Here is a 21,014-nt window from a genome sequence, read left to right as displayed (position 1 = left end):
TCCCTGACAGGAAATAGAGGTGAAGTGGGTCACATAGCTTTAGAAGGCCGTGACCAGCAGCGGTTCGCCGTGGTCGACGCTGTTCCACTGGTCCGTCGCGCGCTGGAGCTTGTCGGGGTTGACCTGGTTGCGGAACGCCGCGATGCCGTCCTCGCCGACCTCCAGGCACATGACGCCGACGACGCGGCCGTCGAGGACCGCGACCGCCGCGGGCTCGCCGTTCGCGACCCACGCGTACACCTCCGGCGAGCCGCCGAGGATTCGGCGCTTGGCCTCGGCGGGCCGGAACAGGCCCCACAGGAACTTCGCGACCGCGGTCGCGCCCGTGTACGGCTTGGTGCGCGCCGGGATCTTCCCGCCGCCGTCGCCCATCGCGTAGGCGTTCTCGGTGAGCAGCTGCAGGAGCGGCGCGACCGACCCGCCGGTGGCGGCGGCCAGGAACTCCTCGACGATGCGCCGTGCGTCGGCCTCGTCGATCTCCTTGCGCGGCTTGCCGTCGGCGAGGTGCTTCTTGGCGCGGTGGAAGATCTGCTGGCTGGAGGCCTCGGTGATCTCCAGGAACTCGGCGATCTCGCGGTGCGGGTAGTCGAAGGCCTCTCGCAGCACGTACACGCCGCGCTCGACCGGGGTCAGCCGCTCCATGAGCGTGAGCATCGCGAACGACACCGACTCGCGCTGCTCGGCGGTGTCGGCCGGGCCGAGCATCGGGTCGCCCGCGAACAGGGGCTCGGGCAGCCATTCACCCACATAGGTCTCGCGCCGGGAGCGCGCCGACGTGAGCTGGTTGAGGCACAGGTTGGTGAGCACCTTCGTCAGCCACGCCTCGGGCACCTCGATGCGCTCGCGGTCGGTGGCCTGCCAGCGCAGGAAGACCTCCTGTACGGCGTCCTCGGCCTCGCCCGCCGAGCCGAGGAGGCGGTAGGCGATGGCCTCCAGGCGGGGCCTGGAGGCCTCGAACCGGTCGAGTTCGGTCATGGTGACGGGCATGGACCGATCGTATCCCGCGATACGGCATGCCCGTCCAGTCTCGATGCGGTGCAGGCTTTTTGCGTGCTTCTAGACTTCCTTGACGCAGTAGACCGCGGTGATCGAGTCGATCTCGGGGTCCCATTCGCGGCCCGCGGCGATCGCGGTGTCCGTGTAGTAGTAGTTCGTGTTGCCGGTGCCCTCGCAGGCGTCGGCGGCCGCGACGGAGTGGGCCGGGTCGGTCGGCTCGGGGTCCTCGGGGCTCTGGACGACCTTGAGGACCTCCCAGTAGGCGGCGTCGTTCGCGCAGTCGACGACGTAGAAGCCCTCGGGGTTGTTCTCGATGCACTCGCCTTCGGCCGGGACGCGGTACACCGATTCGCCCTCGGAGGTCTCCTCCTCCGCGCTCGGTTCCTCGGAGGTCTCCTCGGCTTCCTCGGAGGTCTCCTCGACGGCGGAGGTGGTGTCCTCCGGTTTGGGGTCGTCGTCGCCGCTCATGTTGAGGCCCAGCATGATGCCGCCGCCGATGACGGCGATGACGACGACCACGAGGGTGATGACGAGCGGGGTGTTCGAGTTCGCGCGCGGCGGCGGGGGCGCGGCCTGGCCCGGTTGGAAAGCACCGCCGGGGCCGACCGGGGGCTGCTGGTAGCCGCCGGTCTGGGCGTACGCGGGGCCGGGGGAGTAGGGCTGGCCGGGCGGGGCGCTGTTCGGGTGGCTGGGTGCGGTGTAGCCGCCGGGCGCGTACGGGTCGGGGCGGGAGTACGGGTCGGCGTCGGTCGTGTAGTGCTGGGGTGCGGGCGAGGGCTGGCCGTAGCCCGGCGACTGGTTGGGGTCGTAGGGGTTCGGCGGGGGGTAGGCCATGGGGTTCTCCGTCGCGGGCAGGGTTCGAGGGCGTTATGGATGCGCTTGGGTTCCATCATATTGCGCTTCCGCGACGCCATCGGCACTCGCGCCTGCGCACGCGTCCGCCTGACCCAGGGGTCCTGCCCCAGTTGTACGGAATGCGGAGGCACGGAAAAGAGCCGCCCCATCGGGGACGGCCCTTTCGCGACCTTGGTGGTACCTAATCGCGCAGCGGCGATTACGGAGTTCATATGCCCTTTAGGCAGGCTGTACTGGCCTCGAAACGTCCGTCAACGCCGGCATTCCAGAGGATGTCGTGGCACTTCAGCTGACTAGTCTTGCTGCCGTTCCCAGCGTCGGCGACATCGCATGCGGAAATCACCTTTGGGCCGACGCTGTAGCCGAGGCTCTTTACGTAGCTCTGGCAGGCACTGGATGATGCTTGTGCTGCAGTTCCGGTGAAGAGCACGATCGATGCAGTCGCGATGACCGCACTGAGTCCAATGGCAAGCGTTTTCATTGCTTGTTTCAAGATCTTCCCTTCCTGAGGATTTGGTTGAGGGACAGGCCAACTCTAACGATCGAAGGGGGTTCGTGGGGTACATGCAGCTAGCGCTGGACGCCACGAGAATTAGTTGAGGGCCGCCCCATCCGGGACGGCCCTTGTGGAACGCGGACCCGGAGTGCGGGTCGTGTGATCGGTTAGTACGCGTAAGTGCCGCAGAGGATGCCGGTGACAGGCTCGGTGCCGGTCAGCTCGGTGGCCGCCGGGTCGGTGAGCTGGTTGAGCGTCCAGTAGTAGTCCTCGGCGCCGCACTGGCTCTCGAGCAGGGTGAAGATCTCGTCCTCGGTCATGGCGACGGGCGGGTCGACCGGGATGGCCGCGGTGACCTCGTAGGAGGCTGAGGCGCAGTCGGCGACGTACCAGCCGCTGGTGGGCTCGTTGAAGCACTCGCCGGTGTCGGGCATGCGCGGGGTGGCGCCGGTCGAGTCGGGCTTGTCGATCGACTCGACGCAGATCAGGTAGTCGAGCATGCCGCCGGTGGAGTCGACGACGTAGTTGTAGTCCTTCCAGGTCTGGCCGAACTGGTAGGTGAGGATCTCTTCGCCGCAGATCGCCGTGATCGGGGCGAGGTCCTCGGGATAGCCGCTGCCGTCGGCGCGGATATCGTCCACGTCCTCGTGCACCGAGGTGACCGACCAGAGGGCGTCCGCGGACTCGCACTCGACCACGAGATCGGCGAGCGGGTCTTCAGAGGTCGCGAAGGAGTACTCCCACGATGAGAGGCAGTCGCCCTCGGCGACGCCCGCCGAGGTGTCGGTGTCGTCCATGTCGTCGAGCGCCTGGCCCGCGTCGCCGCCGTTGTTGATCAGCCTGACGATGAAGAAGCCGCCGCCGATGAGGAGGACCAGGACGATCGGGACGATCTTCCACAGGAGGCCCTTGCCGGTCTCCTTGGCGAAGTCGCCGAAGCCGCCTCCGCTGCCGCCGCCCGGCGGCATGGGCGGCGGGCCGTACGGGTTTCCCGGCTGCTGGGGCGGGTAACCGGGCTGCTGTGCGCCGTAGCCGGGCTGCTGCGGGGCACCGTAACCGGGCTGGGACGGCTGGCCGTAGGGCTGCTGCGCTGGCGGCTGGGGGGCGTACCCGCCCGGCTGCTGGGGCGGGTAACCCGGCTGCTGCGGCTGCTGTCCGTAGCCAGGGGGCGGGGGATAGGTCATTGGTGTATTGCTCCTTGCGAACGTACTGTGGTTGGGGGTGTACCGGCACGGGGGAGTGGGCACCGCGCGAAATGTGGGTTCACTCTAACCACCGGCCGCCACCGGTTCGCGCCGCCCGTCCCAGACGTGAAGGTGCGTTACGCGGTCATTACGAAGCGGTTGCACGGTTTCCGTCGCACGCGTGAGAAAAACCGCTCCACCTGCTCGGATCGTAGGACGATGGTGTCCATCAGATGAGCGATGCATTACACTCGTCTGACACTTTGCATTCTCTCGGGCCGACGTCGTCCCGTATGAAACACCGTAGTGCTCCGCGCCCCCACCTGCTGCTGGAGCCCTCGACGACGAAGGAGGCCACGGTTGCGTTCTGCCCTGAACTCAGAGCCCGGTCTTTACCGCCCCGCTTGGGAACACGACGCCTGCGGTGTCGCGTTCGTCGCCGATATGCAAGGCCGAGCGGCCCATGAGGTGATCGAGCACGGACTCTCCGCGCTCGTGCGCATGGAGCACCGCGGCGCCACCGCCCCCGACCCCGATTCGGGCGACGGCGCGGGCATCATGCTGCAGATCCCGGACGCCTACTACCGCGAGACGGTCGCGTTCGGCCTGCCCGAGGCCGGGCACTACGCCGCCGGCCTGGTCTTCACCCCCGAGGACGACGACGCGACCGCGCGCGCCCGCGCGATCGTCGAGAAGTACGCCGTCGCGGAGGGCTGTACGGTCCTCGGCTGGCGCGACGTGCCCACCGACCCGTCCGGCCTGGGCGCCGCCGCCCTGGCCTCCAAGCCCCGCGTCTCGCAGGTCTTCCTCGCCGCCGAGGGCGGCCTGGCCTCCGGGCTCGACCTCGACCGGCTCGCCTTCGCCGTGCGCAAGCAGGCCGAGCGCGAGCTGCGCGAACGCCACCTCGACGGCGCCGCGATCGTCGGCCTCTCCTCGCGCACCATCGTGTACAAGGGCATGCTCACCCCCGCCCAGGTGCCGCAGTTCTACCCCGAGCTGGCCGACCCGCGCCTCAAGAGCGCGATCGCCCTCGTCCACTCGCGGTTCTCGACCAACACGTTCCCGTCGTGGCCGCTCGCCCACCCGTTCCGGATGGTCGCGCACAACGGCGAGATCAACACCATCCGCGGCAACCGCAACTGGATGACCGCCCGCCAGGCCGAGCTCGCGACGGACGCCCTGCCCGGCCGCCTGCGCCGCCTGTTCCCGATCAACACCCCGGGCGCCTCCGACTCGATGAACTTCGACGAGGTCGTCGAGCTGCTGCACCTGGGCGGGCGCAGCCTGCCCCACGCGATGCTCATGATGATGCCGGAGGCCTGGGAGCACAACGCGACCATGGACCCCAAGCGCCGCGACTTCTACCGCTACCACGCGTCCATCATGGAGCCGTGGGACGGCCCGGCCGCGGTCTGCTTCACCGACGGCGTCCAGATCGGCGCGGTCCTGGACCGCAACGGCCTGCGCCCCGCCCGCTGGTGGCGCACCACCGACGACCTGGTCGTGCTCGCCTCCGAGAGCGGCGTGGTCGACATCGAGCCCTCCAAGATCGCCCAGAAGGGCCGCCTGGAACCGGGCCGCATGTTCCTCGTCGACACCGATGCCGGACGCATCCTCGACGACGAAGAGGTGAAGGACGCCCTCGCGAAGGAGCACCCGTACGGGGACTGGCTCCACGCCGGGCTCATCCGCCTCGAGGAGCTGCCCGAGCGCGAGCACGTCGCGCACGACCCCGAGTCCGTGCGCCGCCGCCAGCTCACCTTCGGCTACACCGACGAGGAGCTGCGACTCATCCTGGCGCCCATGGCGTCCAAGGGCGAGGAGCCGCTGGTCTCCATGGGCTCCGACACGCCCATCGCGGGCCTTTCCAAGCGCCCCAAGCTCCTGTTCGACTACTTCACGCAGCTGTTCGCGCAGGTCACCAACCCGCCTCTGGACGCCATCCGCGAGAAGCTCGTCACCGCGCTCGGCACCACCGTCGGCCCCGAGGGCAACCTGCTGGAGCCCGGCCCGCACTCGTGCCGCCAGATCGAGCTCGCCCGCCCGATCCTGCACAACGACGAGCTGGCGAAGATCCTCCACATCGACGACGACGGCGACATGCCCGGCTTCAAGGCCGTGCGCGTCTCCGGCGTCTACAAGGCCCGCCACGGCTCGCGCGGCCTCAAGGACCGCCTGGTCGAGATCTGCCGCCACGTCTCCGAGGCCATCGAGGACGGCGTGCGCATCCTCGTGCTCTCCGACCGCGACTCCACCGCCGACCTCGCGCCGATCCCGTCGCTCCTGCTCACCGCCGCCGTGCACCAGCACCTCGTGCGCGAGCAGACCCGCACGAAGGTCGCGCTCCTGGTCGAGACCGGCGACTGCCGCACCGTGCACCACGCCGCGGTCCTCCTCGGCTACGGCGCCGCCGCCATCAACCCGTACCTAGCCTTCGACTCCATCGAAGAGCTGTGCGCGCAGGGCGTCGTCGAGGCCGAGCCCGCCCAGGCCGTCGAGAACTACATCCAGGGCCTGTGCAGCGGCGTCCTCAAAGTGATGTCGAAGATCGGCATCTCCACCGTCGCCTCCTATACGGGCGCGCAGATCTTCGAGGCCGTCGGCCTCGACGCCGACTTCGTCGACCGGTACTTCACCGGCACCGACTCCTCGATCGGCGGCATCGGCCTGCAGACCCTCGCCAAAGAGGTCGCCGAACGCCACCGCGCCGCCTACGAGCGGAAGATCGAGACGAGCGAGCCGCTGCCCCCGGGCGGCGACTTCCAGTGGCGCCGCGAAGGCGAAGTCCACCTGTTCAACCCCGAGACGGTGTTCCTGCTCCAGCACGCCACCCGCTCGGGCCAGTACGAGGTGTTCAAGCGCTACACCGACAAGGTCAACGCGATCGCCGCCGACTCCGGGCTCCTGCGCGGCATGCTCGGCTTCGACGACACCCGCGAAGCGGTCTCCATCGACGAGGTCGAACCGGTCGAGTCGATCGTCAAGCGGTTCCACACCGGGGCCATGTCCTACGGCGCGCTCTCCGCGGAGTCCCACGAGACCCTCGCGATCGCCATGAACCGCCTCGGCGGCCGCTCCAACTCCGGTGAGGGCGGCGAAGCCGTCGACCGCCTGTACGACCCGCTGCGCCGCAGCGCGATCAAGCAGGTCGCGTCGGGCCGCTTCGGCGTCACCTCCGAGTACCTGGCCACCGCCGACGCCATCCAGATCAAGATGGCCCAGGGCGCCAAGCCCGGCGAAGGCGGCCAGCTGCCCGGGTACAAGGTCTACCCGTGGATCGCGGACACCCGGAACGCCACGCCCGGCGTGGGCCTCATCAGCCCGCCCCCGCACCACGACATCTACTCGATCGAAGACCTCGCGCAGCTCATCCACGACCTCAAGCACGCCGGAGGCGGCGACGCCGAGGTCCACGTGAAGCTCGTCTCGGAGACCGGCGTCGGCACCGTCGCCGCCGGCGTCTCCAAGGCCAAGGCCGACACGATCCTCATCTCCGGCTACGACGGCGGCACCGGCGCCTCCCCGGCCAACTCGATCAAGCACGCGGGCACCCCGTGGGAGATCGGGCTCGCCGAGGCCCAGCAGACCCTCATCCGCAACGGCCTGCGCGACCGCGTCAAGCTCGAAGTGGACGGCGCCATGAAGACCGGCCGCGACGTCGTCGTCGCCGCGCTCCTCGGCGCCGAAGGGTTCGGCTTCGCCACCGCGCCGCTCGTCGTCACCGGCTGCGTCATGATGCGCGTCTGCCACCTCGACACCTGCCCTGTCGGCGTCGCCACGCAGGACCCGCGCCTGCGCGAGCGCTACACCGGCAAGCCCGAGTTCGTGGAGAACTTCTTCCGCTACATCGCCGAAGAGGTCCGCGAGCTGCTCGCCGAGCTCGGCTACCGCAGCCTCGACGAGGCCATCGGCGCCGTCGAACGCCTGCAGCAGATCCCCGGACCGGGCCGCAAGGCCTCCCGCGTGGACCTGTCGAACGTCATCGCCTCCCCGGTCGAGGGCGCGCGCACGCAGGCCACCGTCCAGGACCACGGCGTCGAAGCGACCCTCGGGGCCCGCATCGTCGACATCGCCCGCCCCGCCATCGAGCAGGGCGAGCGGGTCACCGCCGAACTCGAGATCCGCAACACCGACCGCTCGGTCGGCGCGCTCCTCGGTGCCGCGGTCTCCCGCGCCCACCGCGAGGGCCTCCACGAGGACACCGTGAACCTCACGTTCCGCGGCACCGCCGGGCAGTCCTTCGGCGCGTTCCTCACCCGCGGCGCGAGCTTCAAGCTCGTGGGCGACGCGAACGACTACGTCGGCAAGGGCCTCTCGGGCGGGCGCCTCGTGCTCACCCCCGACGCCGGGGCCCCGTTCAAGGCCGAAGAGAACGTCATCGCCGGTAACACGCTCCTGTATGGAGCGACCTCCGGCGAGGCCTTCATCCGCGGCAAGGTCGGCGAGCGCTTCGCCGTCCGCAACTCCGGCGCGGTCGCCGTCGTCGAAGGCGTGGGCGACCACGGCTGCGAGTACATGACCGGCGGCACCGTCCTCGTCCTCGGCCCCACCGGCCGCAACTTCGCCGCGGGCATGTCCGGCGGCGTGGCCTACGTGTGGCGCCTCGACGAGTCGCGCACCAACACCGCGCTGGCGGACCTGGACCCGCTGTCGGCCTCCGACATCGACCTGGTCCACTCGCTGCTGCTGCGCCACGGCCGGGCCACCGGCTCGGCGGTCGCGGCGGACCTGCTGGCCGAGTGGCCGCGGGCCGCGAGCGGCTTCACGAAGGTCATCCCCCGCGAGTACAAGGCCGTCCTCGCCCGTCAAGCCATTGACACGATCACGACCCGCACGCTCGTCCTGACCGAGAAGGAGGCCGCCAATGCCTGATCCGAGCGGATTCCTCGAACACGGCCGCGCCGTCCCGAAGAAGCGCCCCGTGCCGGTGCGCATCCTCGACAACCGCGAGGTCTACACCCGCACTAACAAAGAGCTGGTGACGGCCCAGGCCTCGCGCTGCATGGACTGCGGCATCCCGTTCTGCCACAACGGGTGCCCGCTGGGCAACCGCATCCCCGAGTGGAACGACCTGGCCCGCACGGGCCGCTGGGGCGCGGCGATCGAGCAGCTGCACGCGACGAACAACTTCCCGGAGTTCACCGGCAGGCTCTGCCCGGCTCCGTGCGAGGCGGCGTGCGTACTGGGCATCGGGGACGACCCGGTGACCATCAAGAACATCGAGGTCGAGATCGTCGACCGCGCGTTCGACGACGCGAACGTCCGGCCGCAGATCGCCGAATTCCGCAGCGGCAAGTCCGTCGCGGTGGTCGGCTCGGGCCCGGCGGGCCTGGCGGCGGCCCAGCAGCTGGCCCGCGCGGGCCACGCGGTCACCGTGTACGAGCGCGACGACGCCCCCGGCGGCCTGCTGCGCTACGGCATCCCGGACTTCAAGCTCGAGAAGCACCAGATCGACCGCCGCGTCGAGCAGATGCGCGCCGAAGGCGTCGAGTTCGAGTGCGACGTGAACGTCGGTGTCGACATCACGGCCGAGGACCTGCGTGAGCGCCACGACGCGGTGATCCTGGCCGTGGGCGCGCTCGAAGGGCGCGAGACCGAGCAGCCGGGCCGCGAGCTCGCGGGCATCCACCAGGCGATGGAGCACCTCGTGGGCGCCAACCAGGTGGTCGCGGGCAAGGCCCCGTTCGCGCCGATCGACGCCAAGGGCAAGCACGTCGTCATCATCGGCGGCGGCGACACCGGCGCGGACTGCCTGGGCGTGGCCCACCGGCAGGGCGCGGCCTCGGTGCGCCAGCTCGACCTGTACCCGACGCCGCCGGAGGCCCGGAACTCAGGGAACGACCCGTGGCCGACCTGGCCGGTCATCGTCCGCAACTACCCGGCGCACGAGGAGGGCGGCGAGCGCAACTACGCGTCCGCGGCCGCCGAGTTCATCGGGGACGAGCACGGGCACGTGCGCCAGATGCGCTTCAGCGAGGTCCGGGTCGACAAGTCCCAGGGCCGCCGCGACATCATCCCTGTCGAGGGCACCGAGCAGATCGTCCCGGCGGACCTCGTCCTGCTGGCGATCGGCTTCGCGGGCACCGAGGAGCAGCCGCTGCTGCGGCAGTTCGGGATCGAGCGCTCGCGGCGCAACGTGATCGACTGCGGCGACGACTGGCAGACGGACGCGCCCGGCGTGTTCGTCGCGGGTGACGCCCATCGTGGAGCGTCGCTCATCGTGTGGGCCATCGCGGAAGGCCGTGCGGCCGCCGCCGCGGCGCACAAGTTCCTGGGCGGCCAGACGGCGCTTCCGGCGCCGGTCGAATCGAACGCACAGGCGCTCGTCGCGTAAGTGCAATAGGCGGAATTGAGTGCAGTAAATATCTTGCTGCGCTCAATTCCGCCTATCTTTGTTTTGCATTCCGGCAGCGGTGAATTCCACCTCTCAACTGCGGAGACCCTGCGAGTGCGAGTAGGCGTCCGATATAAGCTCGCAGGGTGACTCGTAGAGCAAAAATCGTCTGCACCATCGGGCCTGCCACGGCCACGCCCGAGCGTATGGCCGGCCTGATCGACGCCGGTATGAACGTCGCCCGCATGAACTTCTCCCACGGCGCCCAGGCCGACCACGAGGCCGTCTACCAGATGGTCCGTGAAGCCGCCGAGGCCGCCGGGAAGCCCGTCGCCATCCTGGCCGACATGCAGGGCCCCAAGATCCGCCTGGGCACCTTCGCCAACGGCGTCGAGCAGTGGGACGCGGGCGACCGCATCCGGATCACCTCCGACGACGTCGACGGCACCCACGACCGCGTGTCCTGCACCTACAAGAAGCTGCCGGCCGAGGTCTCCAAGGGCGACCGCCTCCTGGTCGACGACGGCAAGCTGGCGCTCGAAGTGCTCAGCGCCGACGACACCGACGTCGAGTGCCTCGTGGTCGAGGGCGGCCCGGTCTCGAACAACAAGGGCCTGTCGCTGCCGAACGTGAACATCTCCGTCCCGGCGCTGTCCGAGAAGGACATCTCCGACATGAAGTTCGCGCTGAACCTCGGCGTCGACCTCATCGCGATGTCGTTCGTGCGCAGCCCCGACGACGTCCGCCTGGGCCACAAGGTGATGGACGAGGTCGGCGTGCGCCGCCCGATCATCGCCAAGGTCGAGAAGCCCGAGGCCGTCGCGCGCCTCGAGGAGATCGTCCGGGCCTTCGACGGCGTCATGGTCGCCCGCGGCGACCTGGGCGTCGAGATGCCCCTCGACGAGGTCCCGATCGTGCAGAAGGAGATCGTGCGCCTCTGCCGCGAGAACGCGAAGCCCGTGATCGTCGCGACCCAGATGCTCGACTCGATGATCGAGAACGCCCGCCCGACCCGCGCCGAGGTCTCCGACGTCGCCAACGCCGTCCTCGACGGCACCGACGCCGTGATGCTCTCCGGCGAGACCTCAGTCGGCAAGTACCCGATCGGGACCGTGCGCACCATGGCCAAGATCGTGGAGACCACCGAGAACGGCCCGATCCCGCTGCGCGAGCTGCTGCACGACCCGCGCACGAAGTCCGGCGCGGTGACCCACGCGGCCGCCGACATCGCCGACGCGATCGGCGCGAAGGCCCTCGTCGCCTTCACGCAGACCGGCGACACCGTCAAGCGCCTCGCCCGCCTGAAGCCGAACCGCCCGATCTACGGCCTCACCCCGATCGAGAGCGTCCGCAACCAGATGGCGCTGTCGTGGGGCACCGACTCCTACCTGGTCGAGCACGTCGACCACACCGACGCGATGTTCAAGCTGGTCGACAAGACCCTGCAGGAGCACCACCTGGCGCAGCCGGGCGACCTCGTCGTCATCGTGGCCGGCACCCCGGCAGGGACCCCGGGTTCGACGAACACCGTCCGGGTCCACCAGATCGGCTCCTAGATGAGGGAAGTCCTCGTTGGCCAGGACGCCGTGGACTCGCTCCTCGGCGTCCTGGACCTGGAAGAGATCGACAAGGGCCTGTTCCGGGGCCCGCGCGCCGAGGTCGGCCTGCAGCGCGTGTTCGGCGGCCAGGTCGCCGGGCAGGCGCTGGTCGCGGCCGGGCGCACCGTTCCGGGCGACCGCCGGGTGCACTCGCTGCACGGGTACTTCGTGCGCCCCGGCGACTCGACGAAGCCGATCGTCTACCAGGTCGAGAACATCCGCGACGGCCGCTCCTTCTCCGTACGCCGTACGGTGGCGCTGCAGAACGGGCAGACGATCTTCTTCATGTCCGCCTCGTTCCACACCGGCGAGCGCGGCCTGGAGCACTCGGACCCGGCCCCGGACGGCCTCGCCCGCCCCGAGGACATCCCGCCGCTCAGCGAGCAGCTGAAGTCCCACCCCGACCGGCTCGGGATCTGGGCGCGCGTGCCGCGCCCGATCGACGTGCGCTACGCCGGGGGCGGCTCGGGCTTCTCGGCCTCGGGCGAGCGCCCGGCGCAGGAGCACCAGCGGGTGTGGATGAAGACCGACGGCCGCCTGCCCGACGACCCGCTGATCCACGTGTGCGTGCTGACGTACGCCTCGGATCTGACGCTGCTGGACTCGGTCCTGTCGCGCCACGGCGAGGTCTGGGGCCCCGGCGGCTACCTAGGGACGAGCCTGGACCACGCGCTGTGGTTCCACCGCCCGTTCCGGTTCGACGACTGGATCCTCTACGACACGATCTCGCCGACCGCCGCCGACGGGCGCGGCCTGGCCCAGGGCCGGTTCTTCGACGCGGACGGGGTGCACCTCGCCTCGGCCACACAGGAGGGCCTGCTCCGCGAGACCCCGGAGCCCCCGGGAGTTCCTTAGCGGCAGAGCCCTAAGCGGGCGATACGTACAGCGAGGGCGCACCCGGACATTCGGGTGCGCCCTCGCTGCATTCCAGCGGCACCGTCAGTGGTGTTCCCCGTGTTGAGAACGCTGCTCTCCGTGGGGATTGAGGCATATATCACCGCTTTCGAGGGGGTAGATCCCATTAACCGGGCAATGTTATGGTCTGCGTTCGTCCCCGGTAAGACCCCCGATCCCCAGTCCGCCCAGCCCTGCCCGGCTGGGAGTCCGATGCCCGGTGAACCGTTCGGAGACCGAGACCCATGCGTCTGACCAACGCAAAAGCACCGACCAGTGCGCGCCCCAGCCACTGGCGGCCCGATATCGAAGGCCTCAGGGCCGTCGCCGTAGGCGCCGTGATCGCCGCCCACATCGGCTTCCCTTATATGGCAGGAGGATTCGTCGGAGTAGACGTCTTCTTCGTCATCTCCGGCTTCCTCATCACCTCGCTGCTGCTGCGCGAGATCGACAAGACCGGCACCGTATCGATCGCGGGCTTCTACGCCCGCCGCGCCGTGCGGCTCCTCCCGGCCGCCGCGACCGTGCTGATCGCGACCCTGGTGGCCGCCTGGCTCTGGCTGCCGCGCACCAGACTCGGCGACATCGCCGCCGACGCGGCCTCGGCCGCGCTCAACGTCATCAACATCCGCCTGGCGCAGGAAGGCACGGACTACCTCAACGCCGAGGTCCCGCCGTCCCCCTTGCAGCACTTCTGGTCGCTCGCGGTCGAAGAGCAGTTCTACATCGTGTGGCCGCTCGTCCTGCTCGCGATCGCCTTCCTGGGCGCGAAGCTCTCCAGGCCCGGGAAGTTCACGGCCGCAAGGCATCGCAACCGCGGACTCCGCAAATTTACGGCTCGCAAGCGTCGCCGAGGGGGACGAACGGTCGCCATCACGGCGTTCCTCGTCGTCGCGGGCGGCGCCTCGTTCTGGGCCAGCGCCGCCTGGACCGCCGACGATCCCGTGTGGTCCTATTTCGGCATCCACACGCGCGCTTGGGAACTCGCGGTCGGCGCACTCGTCGCCGTCGCGGCGGGCCGCATCCGCGCTTGGGCGCCGACGTGGGCGGCCGCGCTCGCGTCCTGGGCGGGACTGGCACTCATCATCGCTTCAGTGTTCGTCCTCGACGAGCACACCGTCTTCCCCGGTTCCGCTGCGCTGCTGCCGGTCGCGGGCTGCGCGCTCGTGATCGCCGCCGGGTGCGCACCGCACCGCTTGGGCGCCGGGCTGCTGCTCGGTGTCCGCCCGGCGCAGTTCGTCGGGAAGATCTCGTACGGGCTGTACCTGTGGCACTGGCCGCTCATCATGATCGGCCCGGCGGTGATGGGCCTGGAGCAGGTGCGCCTGCGCCACTACCTGTTCCTGATGCTCGTCGCGTTCCTGCTCACGATCGCCACGTTCTACCTGGTGGAGAACCCGATCCGCATGAAGAAGCCGCTCGTGCAGGTGCCGTCGCGGGCGCTGGCGCTCGGCGGCGGGCTCATCACGGGCATGCTCGCCGTGTCGATCCTGATGGTGCAGCAGCCGATGCCGGCCGAGGAGAACGGCGAGGCCGCAGAGATCACCGGCGACGACAGCACCGTGTGGGAGATGATCGGCGAATCCTCCGATGTGGAGTCCGTTCCGGCGAACCTCACGCCGCCGCTCGACGTCGCCGGTACCGACGAACCCGCGCTGTACGCCGACGACTGCGTCTCGGGCCGCACGGGCACCGACCTCGCAGAGGACTGCGTGTTCGGCGACCCGGACGGGGAGAAGACCATCGTGCTGTTCGGCGACTCCCATGCCGCCCAGTGGTTCCCGGCGTTCAACCAGCTCGCCGAGGCCTCCGGCTGGAAGCTCCTGCCGTTCGCGAAGGCGAACTGCAGCGTCTCGGCCGCGATCGAGCACGACAACCAGCTCGGCCGCCGCTACACCGAGTGCGAGGAGTGGAAGGAGCGGGCGTTCGCCGAGATCGAGTCCCTCGAACCCGACGTCGTCGTCACCTCCGCCTACGACAACAAGGAGATCCTCGCCGACGACCCCGACAAGGCGTGGGCCGACGGCTGGGCCGAGAGCCTCAACCGGCTCGACGACGCGGCCGACCAGGTCTACTACCTGGCCGACTCCGCGAACCCGCCCGGGGACACCCCCGCGTGCCTCGCCGAGCACACCGACAACGTCACCGAGTGCGTCGTCGGCGTCGAGCAGGCCACGACCCGGCCCGAACGCCGCGCGCTGACCGTCGCGAGCGTCGAGGCGGAGACCGAGGTGACCGTGGTCGACCCGATCCCGTGGATGTGCGACATGGACAGCGACACCTGCCCCGTCGTCGTCGGCAACCTCCTGGTCTACCGCGACGCCAACCACCTGTCGCCCAGGTTCGTCGCCGAACTCACGCCGCAAGTGGCGGCGGCGATCCCGTTGGAGGCCCAGCAGGTGACCCGGTAGTCCCGGTTCACAATTCGCCGCACTGAGGTGGGCCCGCATTCGAACCTGAATGTAGGCTCACCTCCAATTCGTAAGCGGCACAGCGTGAACGGCACACAAGGAGCGGTACGAATGGAACGGGTCTCACCCTGGCTGAAGGCCGTCAACACGGTCCTGACCCCAGCGATCGCCGGACGCCGCAAGAAGGTCGACCGCGTCCTGGACCGCGCCGTCCGCGAAGCCGAGCACCGCACCGGCTCCACCGCGCACGGCGAAGAGGCCTTCATCGAGGACATGCGCGTCCTCGTCACCGGGTACGCCGACATCCACGGCCTCACCGTCACCGGCTGGGTCGCCGTGCAGCAGGAGGTGACCGACCGCCTCGAGAACCGCCTCCGCATCCGCAAGCTCCACGTCCTCAAACCCGAGCTCGCCGACGAGCACATCAGCCGCCCCATCGTCGTCACCGGCGTCCCCCGCACCGGCACGACCATGCTCCAGCGCCTCCTGGCCGCTTCCGAGGCCCACCGCTCCCCGCTCATGCACGAGCTCCAGTACGCCGACCTCGGCTCCGCCGACCACCTGCGCCGCTCCGAACGCGCCGCCGACTTCCTCGGCAAGGCCGTCCCCACCTTCGGCGCTGTCTACGAGATGCACCCCGAGAAGCCCGACGCCGACGTCTGGGTCCTGCCGCACGGCATCGGCCACCTCGTGCGCGCCCAGCCGCCCGGGTACGTCCAGTGGATGCTCGAACGCGACTACGCCCCCGACTACCGCTACCTCAAGCAGACCCTCCAGGTGCTGCAGCACGGGCGCCCGCGCCGCCGCTGGGTGCTCCGCGCGCCCGCGCACCTGTGGAACCTCGGCGCGCTCATCAGGGCCTTCCCGGACGCGCAGATCCTGTGGACCCACCGCGACCCGGCCGAGGCCCTCGCATCGCTGTGCTCCATGACCGAGACCGCGACCGCGATGAACACGGCCGACATCGACCCGCACGAGCTCGGGCGGACCTGGCTGGGGCTCTTCGCGACCGGCCTCGACCGCGCCCGCGCCGCCCGCGCCCGCATGCCGGCCTACGCCGTGGTCGACGTGCCCTACCGCGACCTCACTACTGAGGCGCGCGAACGCCTCCCGCAGCTCTTCGACCACCTCGGCGCGCCCTGGGGCCGGGCCGAGCAGGACGCCCTCGAGGCGGCGCTGGCGGCCCGCCCGATGGCCCACAAGTACGACCTGGCCCGGTACGGCATCAGCGGCGGCGAGGTCGACCAGGCGCTCGGCGACTACAAGCGGGCGTTCGGCGCGCTCCTCTAGAGCTCCAAGGTGAACGCCCACAGGTCGACCCCGGGCAGCGGCGACCAGTCGAGCTCGGGCGCGCGCTCGAACCCGAGCCGCGCGTAGATCCGGTGCGCGGTGCGCATCGTCTGCTGCGAGCAGAGCACGACGCGCTTGGTCCCGGCCTCGGCCCGCGCCTGTGCGACGCACGCGGCCGCGAGCGCCGACCCGACCCCGCGCCCGTGCGCGGCGGGCGCGACGGCGAGCATCCGGATCTCGGCGTCCCCGGGGCCGCCCAGCTCGCACATCGGGCTGCCGTGGAAGGCGAGCGTGACGCCTCCCAGCAGCGTCTCCGCTTCAGCGGCCACGAGCACACGGGCGTTGGCGGCGCGGTGGGCGACGTCGCGCAGGTGCGGCGTGTACGGGTCGTCGAGCCCGCCGAGGAGGAACCCGCCCTCGAGGTACGAATCGACCGTGAGGTCCCCAAGGGCCGCATGCTCTTCGGCGCGGACGGGACGGATCTGGAAGTCGTGGTTCGCGGTCACCCTGAAATTCTGCCTCGGAACTTCCAGAAAAGGCGGGATAGCGCTTGCAAACCGTGGCGCGGCCCGGTTGAATCGACCCTTGTGAGCGACGTGATCCGCAACCCGATCCTGCCCGGCTTCCACCCCGACCCCTCGGTCCTGCGGGTCGGCGACGACTACTACCTGGCGACCTCGACGTTCGAATGGTGCCCCGGCATCCGGGTCCACCACTCGCGGGACCTGCGGCACTGGCGGCCGATCGGCGGCATCGCCGACTCGCCGCGCCTCCTCGACCTCACCGGCGTCCCCGACTCCGGCGGCGTCTGGGCGCCCGACCTCACGTACGCGAACGGCCGCTTCCACCTCGTCTTCTCGGTCCTCGACAACTACGCCTACGGCTACAAGGACTGCGCGAACTACCTCACCACCGCCGAGTCGATCGACGGTCACTGGACCGATCCGGTGCGGCTGCCCGGGCGTGGCTTCGACGCCGCGCTCTTCCATGAAGACGACGGCTCGACATGGCTGCTCAACATGATCATGGGCTTCCGGGGCGTCGAGATCCAGCGCCTCGATGACGGCAAGGCCGTCGGCGACCCGGTGCTGCTCCTCGAATCGAGCCCGGCCGGGGTGACCGAGGGCCCGCATATGTACAAAAAGGACGGCTGGTACTACCTCCTGTGCGCCGAGGGCGGCACCGGCTTCAACCACGGCGCGATCGTCGCGCGCTCCCGGAACCTCCTGGGCCCCTATGAAATCGACCCGAACGGCACGCTGCTCACCACTCGCGACAAGCTCGACCTGCCGCTCCAGAAGGCCGGACACGGCTGCTTCGTCGAGACCCAGACGGGGGAGTGGTACATGACGTACCTGACCTCCCGGCCCTACACCGAGATCGAGGACGGCGTCCCCGCCGACGCCCGCGAACGGGACGCGACCGGCCGCTGCGTCCTCGGCCGCGAGACCGCCGTAGCCGCCGTCGAATGGACCGACGGCTGGCCCCGGATCGACGGTGCCGCACCGGCACTCGAGATCCCCGCTCCGGACCTGCCCGCGCACCCCTGGCCCGCAGCGCCCGCCCGCGACGACTTCGACACCCCCGCCCTCGACCACCGCTGGGCCACCCTCCGCCGCCACGCCGACCCGTCCTGGCTCAGCCTCACCGCGCGACCCTCGCACCTGCGCGTCACCGGAGGCCAGTCCCCGTACGGGAAGCGCACGCCGAGCCTCGTCGCCCAGCGCGTCACCGCCAAGCACGGCGTCTTCGAAGCCGGCCTCGAATTCGACCCGCAGACCGCCGACCAGACCGCCGGGATCACCGCCTACTACAACGGCTTCAACTGGCACAGTCTCCACATCGGACTCGAACAGGGCCGCCGCAGCCTCATCCTCGCCACCTCCGACCGCGGCCGCCGCACGGCAACCCCCATCGCCGAAGCCGGCCCCGAGCTCGACCTGCGCATCGTCTTCGACGGCCCGGTCCTGCGCTTCGCCTACCGCGACGGCGGCGAGTGGGAACCGCTTGCGGCTGAAGCAGACGCGACGATCCTCGCCGACGAGCACGCCACCTGGATCGACCCCGGTCTCGTCCACGCCTTCGGCTTCACCGGCGCCTTCGTCGGCCTCTGGGTGCACGACCTCGCCGCCGAAGGCGGGTACGCCGACTTCGACTACGCCTCCTACGTTCCAGTTATCGGCTGACGCGAAACCCGAAGGGGCGACACCCTTTCGGTGAACAACCGGCAACCGCCAGTCGTACCGGTGGACTAGGATGCACCTCACAGGATGCAGCGTCGCGTCCGCATGTGCGATCCCCAAGCACCGTGTACGGCACCCCGACAGGACACCCCCATGCCCTCCACCGACAGCGCCGCACTCACCGAGCTCAAGGCGAGCCTGTACGCGCCGAAGCCCGGCGAGAAGCCGCCCGCGCCGCTCCTTCACCCCGGGCGCGTCGACCTCCTGCGCGACTTCGAGGACAAGCTCAAACGCAAGGCCCCGGTCGCGCTGGTCAACTGCGCCGAGTTCACCGAAGACCCCGTCCCCGACCTCCTCACCGACCTGAAGCGCCAGCTCATGCGCCGCTGCGACCCCTACCCCGGGCTCCAGTTCCGGCGGCTCGAACTCGCGCTGGCCGTCACCGACCAGCCGATCAACTTCCGCAACCACCGTGCGGCGCAACGGCAGATCAAGCAGGCCGCGAAGGCGACGTTCGCGCCGCCGCCGGTGTCGGCGAACGCCGTGACCGAAGGCGGCGCGATGCTCGGCCAGGTCGTGCCGGGCACCGGGCAGGTGCCCGCGCTCATCGCCGGGCTCTACCAGGCGCGGTTCCCGACCCTGTACAGCTTCTACAAGTGGTTCGGGCACCGCGACGTGGGCGAAGTGGACGAACCGCTCGACTACCTCGCCAACCTGAACCTGTGGGCCCACCCGCGGCCCGCGACGGGCCCGGCCCGCGAGGCCGACCTGCGCCGACGCGACCGGGCCCTGATCGGGGCGTTCCTCGCCGACCTCCGTTTCGCCTACGGGCGCGGGCGTCTGGCGAAGGAGCAGTGGTACTGCTGCGTCGCGCTGCTGACGAACGCCGACGCCGCCGCCGGGAAGGCGTTCCTGGCGCGCCTGAAGGAGGTCACTGACCGGCTCCACCGCGCCGAGGTCGACCCCGCGGCGTTCCTGGTCGTCACCGACGGCACCAGAGCACCCGGGACGGGGAGGACGGCATGACCGACATCGACGCCATCGACGACGATGCCCGTATCGGGTTCAGCCGCGGCGCCCGCTGGTGGCGCCGCCACCGCCGCAGGCAGCGCCGCCTCGCGCTCTTCGTGACCGTGGTGGTCGCGCTGGCCGCGTTGGGTTTCGGCGTGCGGTGGGCCCTGCCGCAGTTCCAGTGCGGGTTCGGGTTCTCCCAGATCCGCGAGGTCGACGACGAGTGCGTCGGCGTCACCGACGGCTCGTACGTCTTCCAGGAGCAGTTCGCCGAGGTCCAGGAGAACATCAAGGCCGAGAACGACTGGGCCGCAGAGCAGTCCGAGGCCGAGGGCCTGCCGCTGGTGCGGATCGCGCTGCTCACCACCTTGACGACCACCGAAGACAGCGCCATGAGCGCCGACAAGATCCAGAGCGCCCTCGAAGGCGCGTACGTCGCGCTCCACCGCGCCAACCGCACCCGCGAGCTCGGCGACCCGCAGCCGTACGTGCAGCTGTACCTCGCGAACGAGGGCGCGCGGCAGACCCACTGGGAGCTCGCGGTCGGCCAGCTGGAGGACATGCTCGACGACGAGGTGCCGCTGGTGGCCGTCATGGGCCAGGGCGTCAGCAGCGACGCCACGGTGCAGGCCGCTGAACGCCTGGCCGCCAACGGCATCCCGATGGTCACGGGTGTGACCACTGCGGACGGTATCGACCACGACGGCATCGACGGGCTCCTGCGGGCCGCGCCGAGCAACACCGACTTCGCGGTGGCCCTGCGCCGCCACCTCGACGCGCAGGACGAGCTCGACTCGGCGATCATGGTGTACGACAGCACCACCCAGGACCGGTACACCACCACCCTGCGCACCGCGTACGAAGCGGAGCTCGGCGCGTACCTGACCGCCTCCGACCAGCCGTTCCCCGGCCGCTCGATCGAGACCGGCGGCCCGGAGGTGTTCGACCCGATCACCCGCAACATCTGCACGGCCGGATCGGACGTGGTGCTGTTCGCTGGGCGCGAACCGGATCTGAAGGTGCTCATCGAATCCCTCAGCATCCGCGGCTGCCGCGAAGAGCAGCCGCTGACCGTGATGTTCGGCGTCACCGGCACCGACCTCCAGCACGATGCCGAAGTGCTGCAGCAGATCAGCGACGGGAACCTCAACGTCCTGTACGCGGCCGGGGCCGACCCGGGCTGGGCCACGGGCGCGAGGCCCGCGCCCGAGGGCTTCGCGGCGTTCCAGGAGCACTTCACGAGGCTCGTCACCGACGACCCCGCGGCGCTCTCCGACGGGTACGCCGTCACCTACCACGACTCGCTGGCCGCGGCGATCGGCGCGGTGCGCATCACCAACCCCTGGGAGGTCAAGGCGCCCTTGCCCGAGGACGTGCGCGAGCACCTGCTGCTGCTCAACAGCGAGCAGGTCGTGCGCGGCGCGACCGGCACGCTCAGCTTCGCGAGCAACCGCGGCGGCAACCCGGGAGGCAAATGGGTGCCGGTGGTCCCGCTGCCCTACCCCGCTGAACCCGCCGGTCTGCCCGCAGAGGACACGTACGTGACCCCGGTGGACTGACCCGCGAACACCAACAGGGCCGGGGCGCTGCAAAGCGGCCCGGCCCCGGAAACGTCGTTATCGGCGCGGCGGTGGCGCCACCGTCTCGCGCACCACGATGTGGGTCCCGAGCACGACCTGGTCCGAGGCGGTCGCCTCGCGGCGCAGCCCCAGCCGCACCGCCTCCCGGCCCAGCTCCTCATGCGGCACATGCACAGTGGTGA

14 protein-coding genes are annotated in these 21,014 nt (G+C 70.1%); 9 read left to right on the top strand and 5 right to left on the bottom strand.

Going from position 1 to position 21,014, the window contains the following annotated elements; genetic code table 11:
* Positions 1–39: 39 nt before the first annotated feature.
* The 4 genes from sigJ to ACZ60M_RS23215 all read right to left on the bottom strand — a co-directional run bounded on the left by sigJ (position 40) and on the right by ACZ60M_RS23215 (position 3,531).
* Positions 40–987: an RNA polymerase sigma factor SigJ gene (sigJ, locus tag ACZ60M_RS23230; RefSeq protein WP_465421278.1), complete on the bottom strand. Its 948-nt coding sequence runs from the start codon at positions 985–987 to the stop codon at positions 40–42.
* Positions 988–1,056: 69 nt separating this feature from the next.
* Positions 1,057–1,830, bottom strand: coding sequence for a hypothetical protein (locus ACZ60M_RS23225; RefSeq protein ID WP_465421276.1), 774 nt, complete (start codon positions 1,828–1,830; stop codon positions 1,057–1,059).
* A gap of 229 nt (positions 1,831–2,059) precedes the next feature.
* The gene (locus ACZ60M_RS23220; RefSeq protein ID WP_465421274.1) at positions 2,060–2,344 is read right to left on the bottom strand and encodes a hypothetical protein; all 285 of its coding nucleotides are present in this window, start codon (positions 2,342–2,344) and stop codon (positions 2,060–2,062) included.
* Between the two features lie 170 nt (positions 2,345–2,514).
* Positions 2,515–3,531: a hypothetical protein gene (locus ACZ60M_RS23215; protein WP_465421272.1), complete on the bottom strand. Its 1,017-nt coding sequence runs from the start codon at positions 3,529–3,531 to the stop codon at positions 2,515–2,517.
* A 360-nt stretch (positions 3,532–3,891) separates the two neighbouring features.
* On the opposite strand from ACZ60M_RS23215, the gene gltB reads away from it, so the two are divergent.
* From gltB to ACZ60M_RS23185, 6 genes are all read left to right on the top strand, one after another.
* A complete protein-coding gene (gene gltB, locus ACZ60M_RS23210) occupies positions 3,892–8,403 on the top strand; it encodes a glutamate synthase large subunit (protein ID WP_465421270.1) in 4,512 nt (1,503 codons plus the stop codon).
* A complete protein-coding gene (locus tag ACZ60M_RS23205; protein ID WP_465421268.1) occupies positions 8,396–9,865 on the top strand; it encodes a glutamate synthase subunit beta in 1,470 nt (489 codons plus the stop codon). Before gltB ends, ACZ60M_RS23205 begins: the two co-directional genes overlap by 8 nt.
* Before the next feature lie 146 nt (positions 9,866–10,011).
* Positions 10,012–11,421, top strand: a complete 1,410-nt coding sequence (gene pyk, locus ACZ60M_RS23200) for a pyruvate kinase (protein ID WP_465421267.1) — start codon at positions 10,012–10,014, stop codon at positions 11,419–11,421.
* Positions 11,422–12,318: an acyl-CoA thioesterase gene (locus ACZ60M_RS23195; RefSeq protein WP_465421266.1), complete on the top strand. Its 897-nt coding sequence runs from the start codon at positions 11,422–11,424 to the stop codon at positions 12,316–12,318.
* Positions 12,319–12,602: 284 nt separating this feature from the next.
* Positions 12,603–14,768: an acyltransferase family protein gene (locus tag ACZ60M_RS23190; RefSeq protein WP_465421264.1), complete on the top strand. Its 2,166-nt coding sequence runs from the start codon at positions 12,603–12,605 to the stop codon at positions 14,766–14,768.
* A gap of 111 nt (positions 14,769–14,879) precedes the next feature.
* Positions 14,880–16,058 carry a sulfotransferase family protein gene (locus ACZ60M_RS23185; protein WP_465421262.1) on the top strand — a complete coding sequence of 393 codons (1,179 nt, stop codon included), beginning with the start codon at positions 14,880–14,882 and terminating at the stop codon, positions 16,056–16,058.
* Here the strand turns inward: ACZ60M_RS23185 and ACZ60M_RS23180 are convergent.
* Entirely contained in the window at positions 16,055–16,564 is a 510-nt protein-coding gene (locus ACZ60M_RS23180; RefSeq protein ID WP_465421260.1) for a GNAT family N-acetyltransferase, read from the bottom strand. The genes ACZ60M_RS23185 and ACZ60M_RS23180 overlap by 4 nt on opposite strands.
* Before the next feature lie 81 nt (positions 16,565–16,645).
* On the opposite strand from ACZ60M_RS23180, the gene ACZ60M_RS23175 reads away from it, so the two are divergent.
* The 3 genes from ACZ60M_RS23175 to ACZ60M_RS23165 all read left to right on the top strand — a co-directional run bounded on the left by ACZ60M_RS23175 (position 16,646) and on the right by ACZ60M_RS23165 (position 20,811).
* Complete coding sequence (locus ACZ60M_RS23175; RefSeq protein WP_465421258.1) at positions 16,646–18,244, top strand: glycoside hydrolase family 43 protein; 1,599 nt, start codon at positions 16,646–16,648, stop codon at positions 18,242–18,244.
* A 150-nt stretch (positions 18,245–18,394) separates the two neighbouring features.
* Positions 18,395–19,267: a hypothetical protein gene (locus ACZ60M_RS23170; protein WP_465421256.1), complete on the top strand. Its 873-nt coding sequence runs from the start codon at positions 18,395–18,397 to the stop codon at positions 19,265–19,267.
* Complete coding sequence (locus ACZ60M_RS23165) at positions 19,264–20,811, top strand: type 1 periplasmic-binding domain-containing protein (protein ID WP_465421254.1); 1,548 nt, start codon at positions 19,264–19,266, stop codon at positions 20,809–20,811. Before ACZ60M_RS23170 ends, ACZ60M_RS23165 begins: the two co-directional genes overlap by 4 nt.
* The last annotated feature ends 203 nt before the right edge of the window (positions 20,812–21,014 follow it).

This window comes from Glycomyces sp. NPDC050141 (assembly GCF_055586545.1).
This window is presented reverse-complemented; position numbering and strand designations above follow the sequence as displayed.

Bases quoted from the DNA above. Each gene is read 5' to 3' on its own strand.
- sigJ (WP_465421278.1), bottom strand. From the start codon at position 987: ATGCCCGTCACCATGACCGAACTCGACCGGTTCGAGGCCTCCAGGCCC.
- ACZ60M_RS23225 (WP_465421276.1), bottom strand. From the start codon at position 1,830: ATGGCCTACCCCCCGCCGAACCCCTACGACCCCAACCAGTCGCCGGGC.
- ACZ60M_RS23215 (WP_465421272.1), bottom strand. From the start codon at position 3,531: ATGACCTATCCCCCGCCCCCTGGCTACGGACAGCAGCCGCAGCAGCCG.
- ACZ60M_RS23205 (WP_465421268.1), top strand. From the start codon at position 8,396: ATGCCTGATCCGAGCGGATTCCTCGAACACGGCCGCGCCGTCCCGAAG.
- ACZ60M_RS23195 (WP_465421266.1), top strand. From the start codon at position 11,422: ATGAGGGAAGTCCTCGTTGGCCAGGACGCCGTGGACTCGCTCCTCGGC.
- ACZ60M_RS23190 (WP_465421264.1), top strand. From the start codon at position 12,603: ATGCGTCTGACCAACGCAAAAGCACCGACCAGTGCGCGCCCCAGCCAC.
- ACZ60M_RS23185 (WP_465421262.1), top strand. From the start codon at position 14,880: ATGGAACGGGTCTCACCCTGGCTGAAGGCCGTCAACACGGTCCTGACC.
- ACZ60M_RS23170 (WP_465421256.1), top strand. From the start codon at position 18,395: ATGCCCTCCACCGACAGCGCCGCACTCACCGAGCTCAAGGCGAGCCTG.
- ACZ60M_RS23165 (WP_465421254.1), top strand. From the start codon at position 19,264: ATGACCGACATCGACGCCATCGACGACGATGCCCGTATCGGGTTCAGC.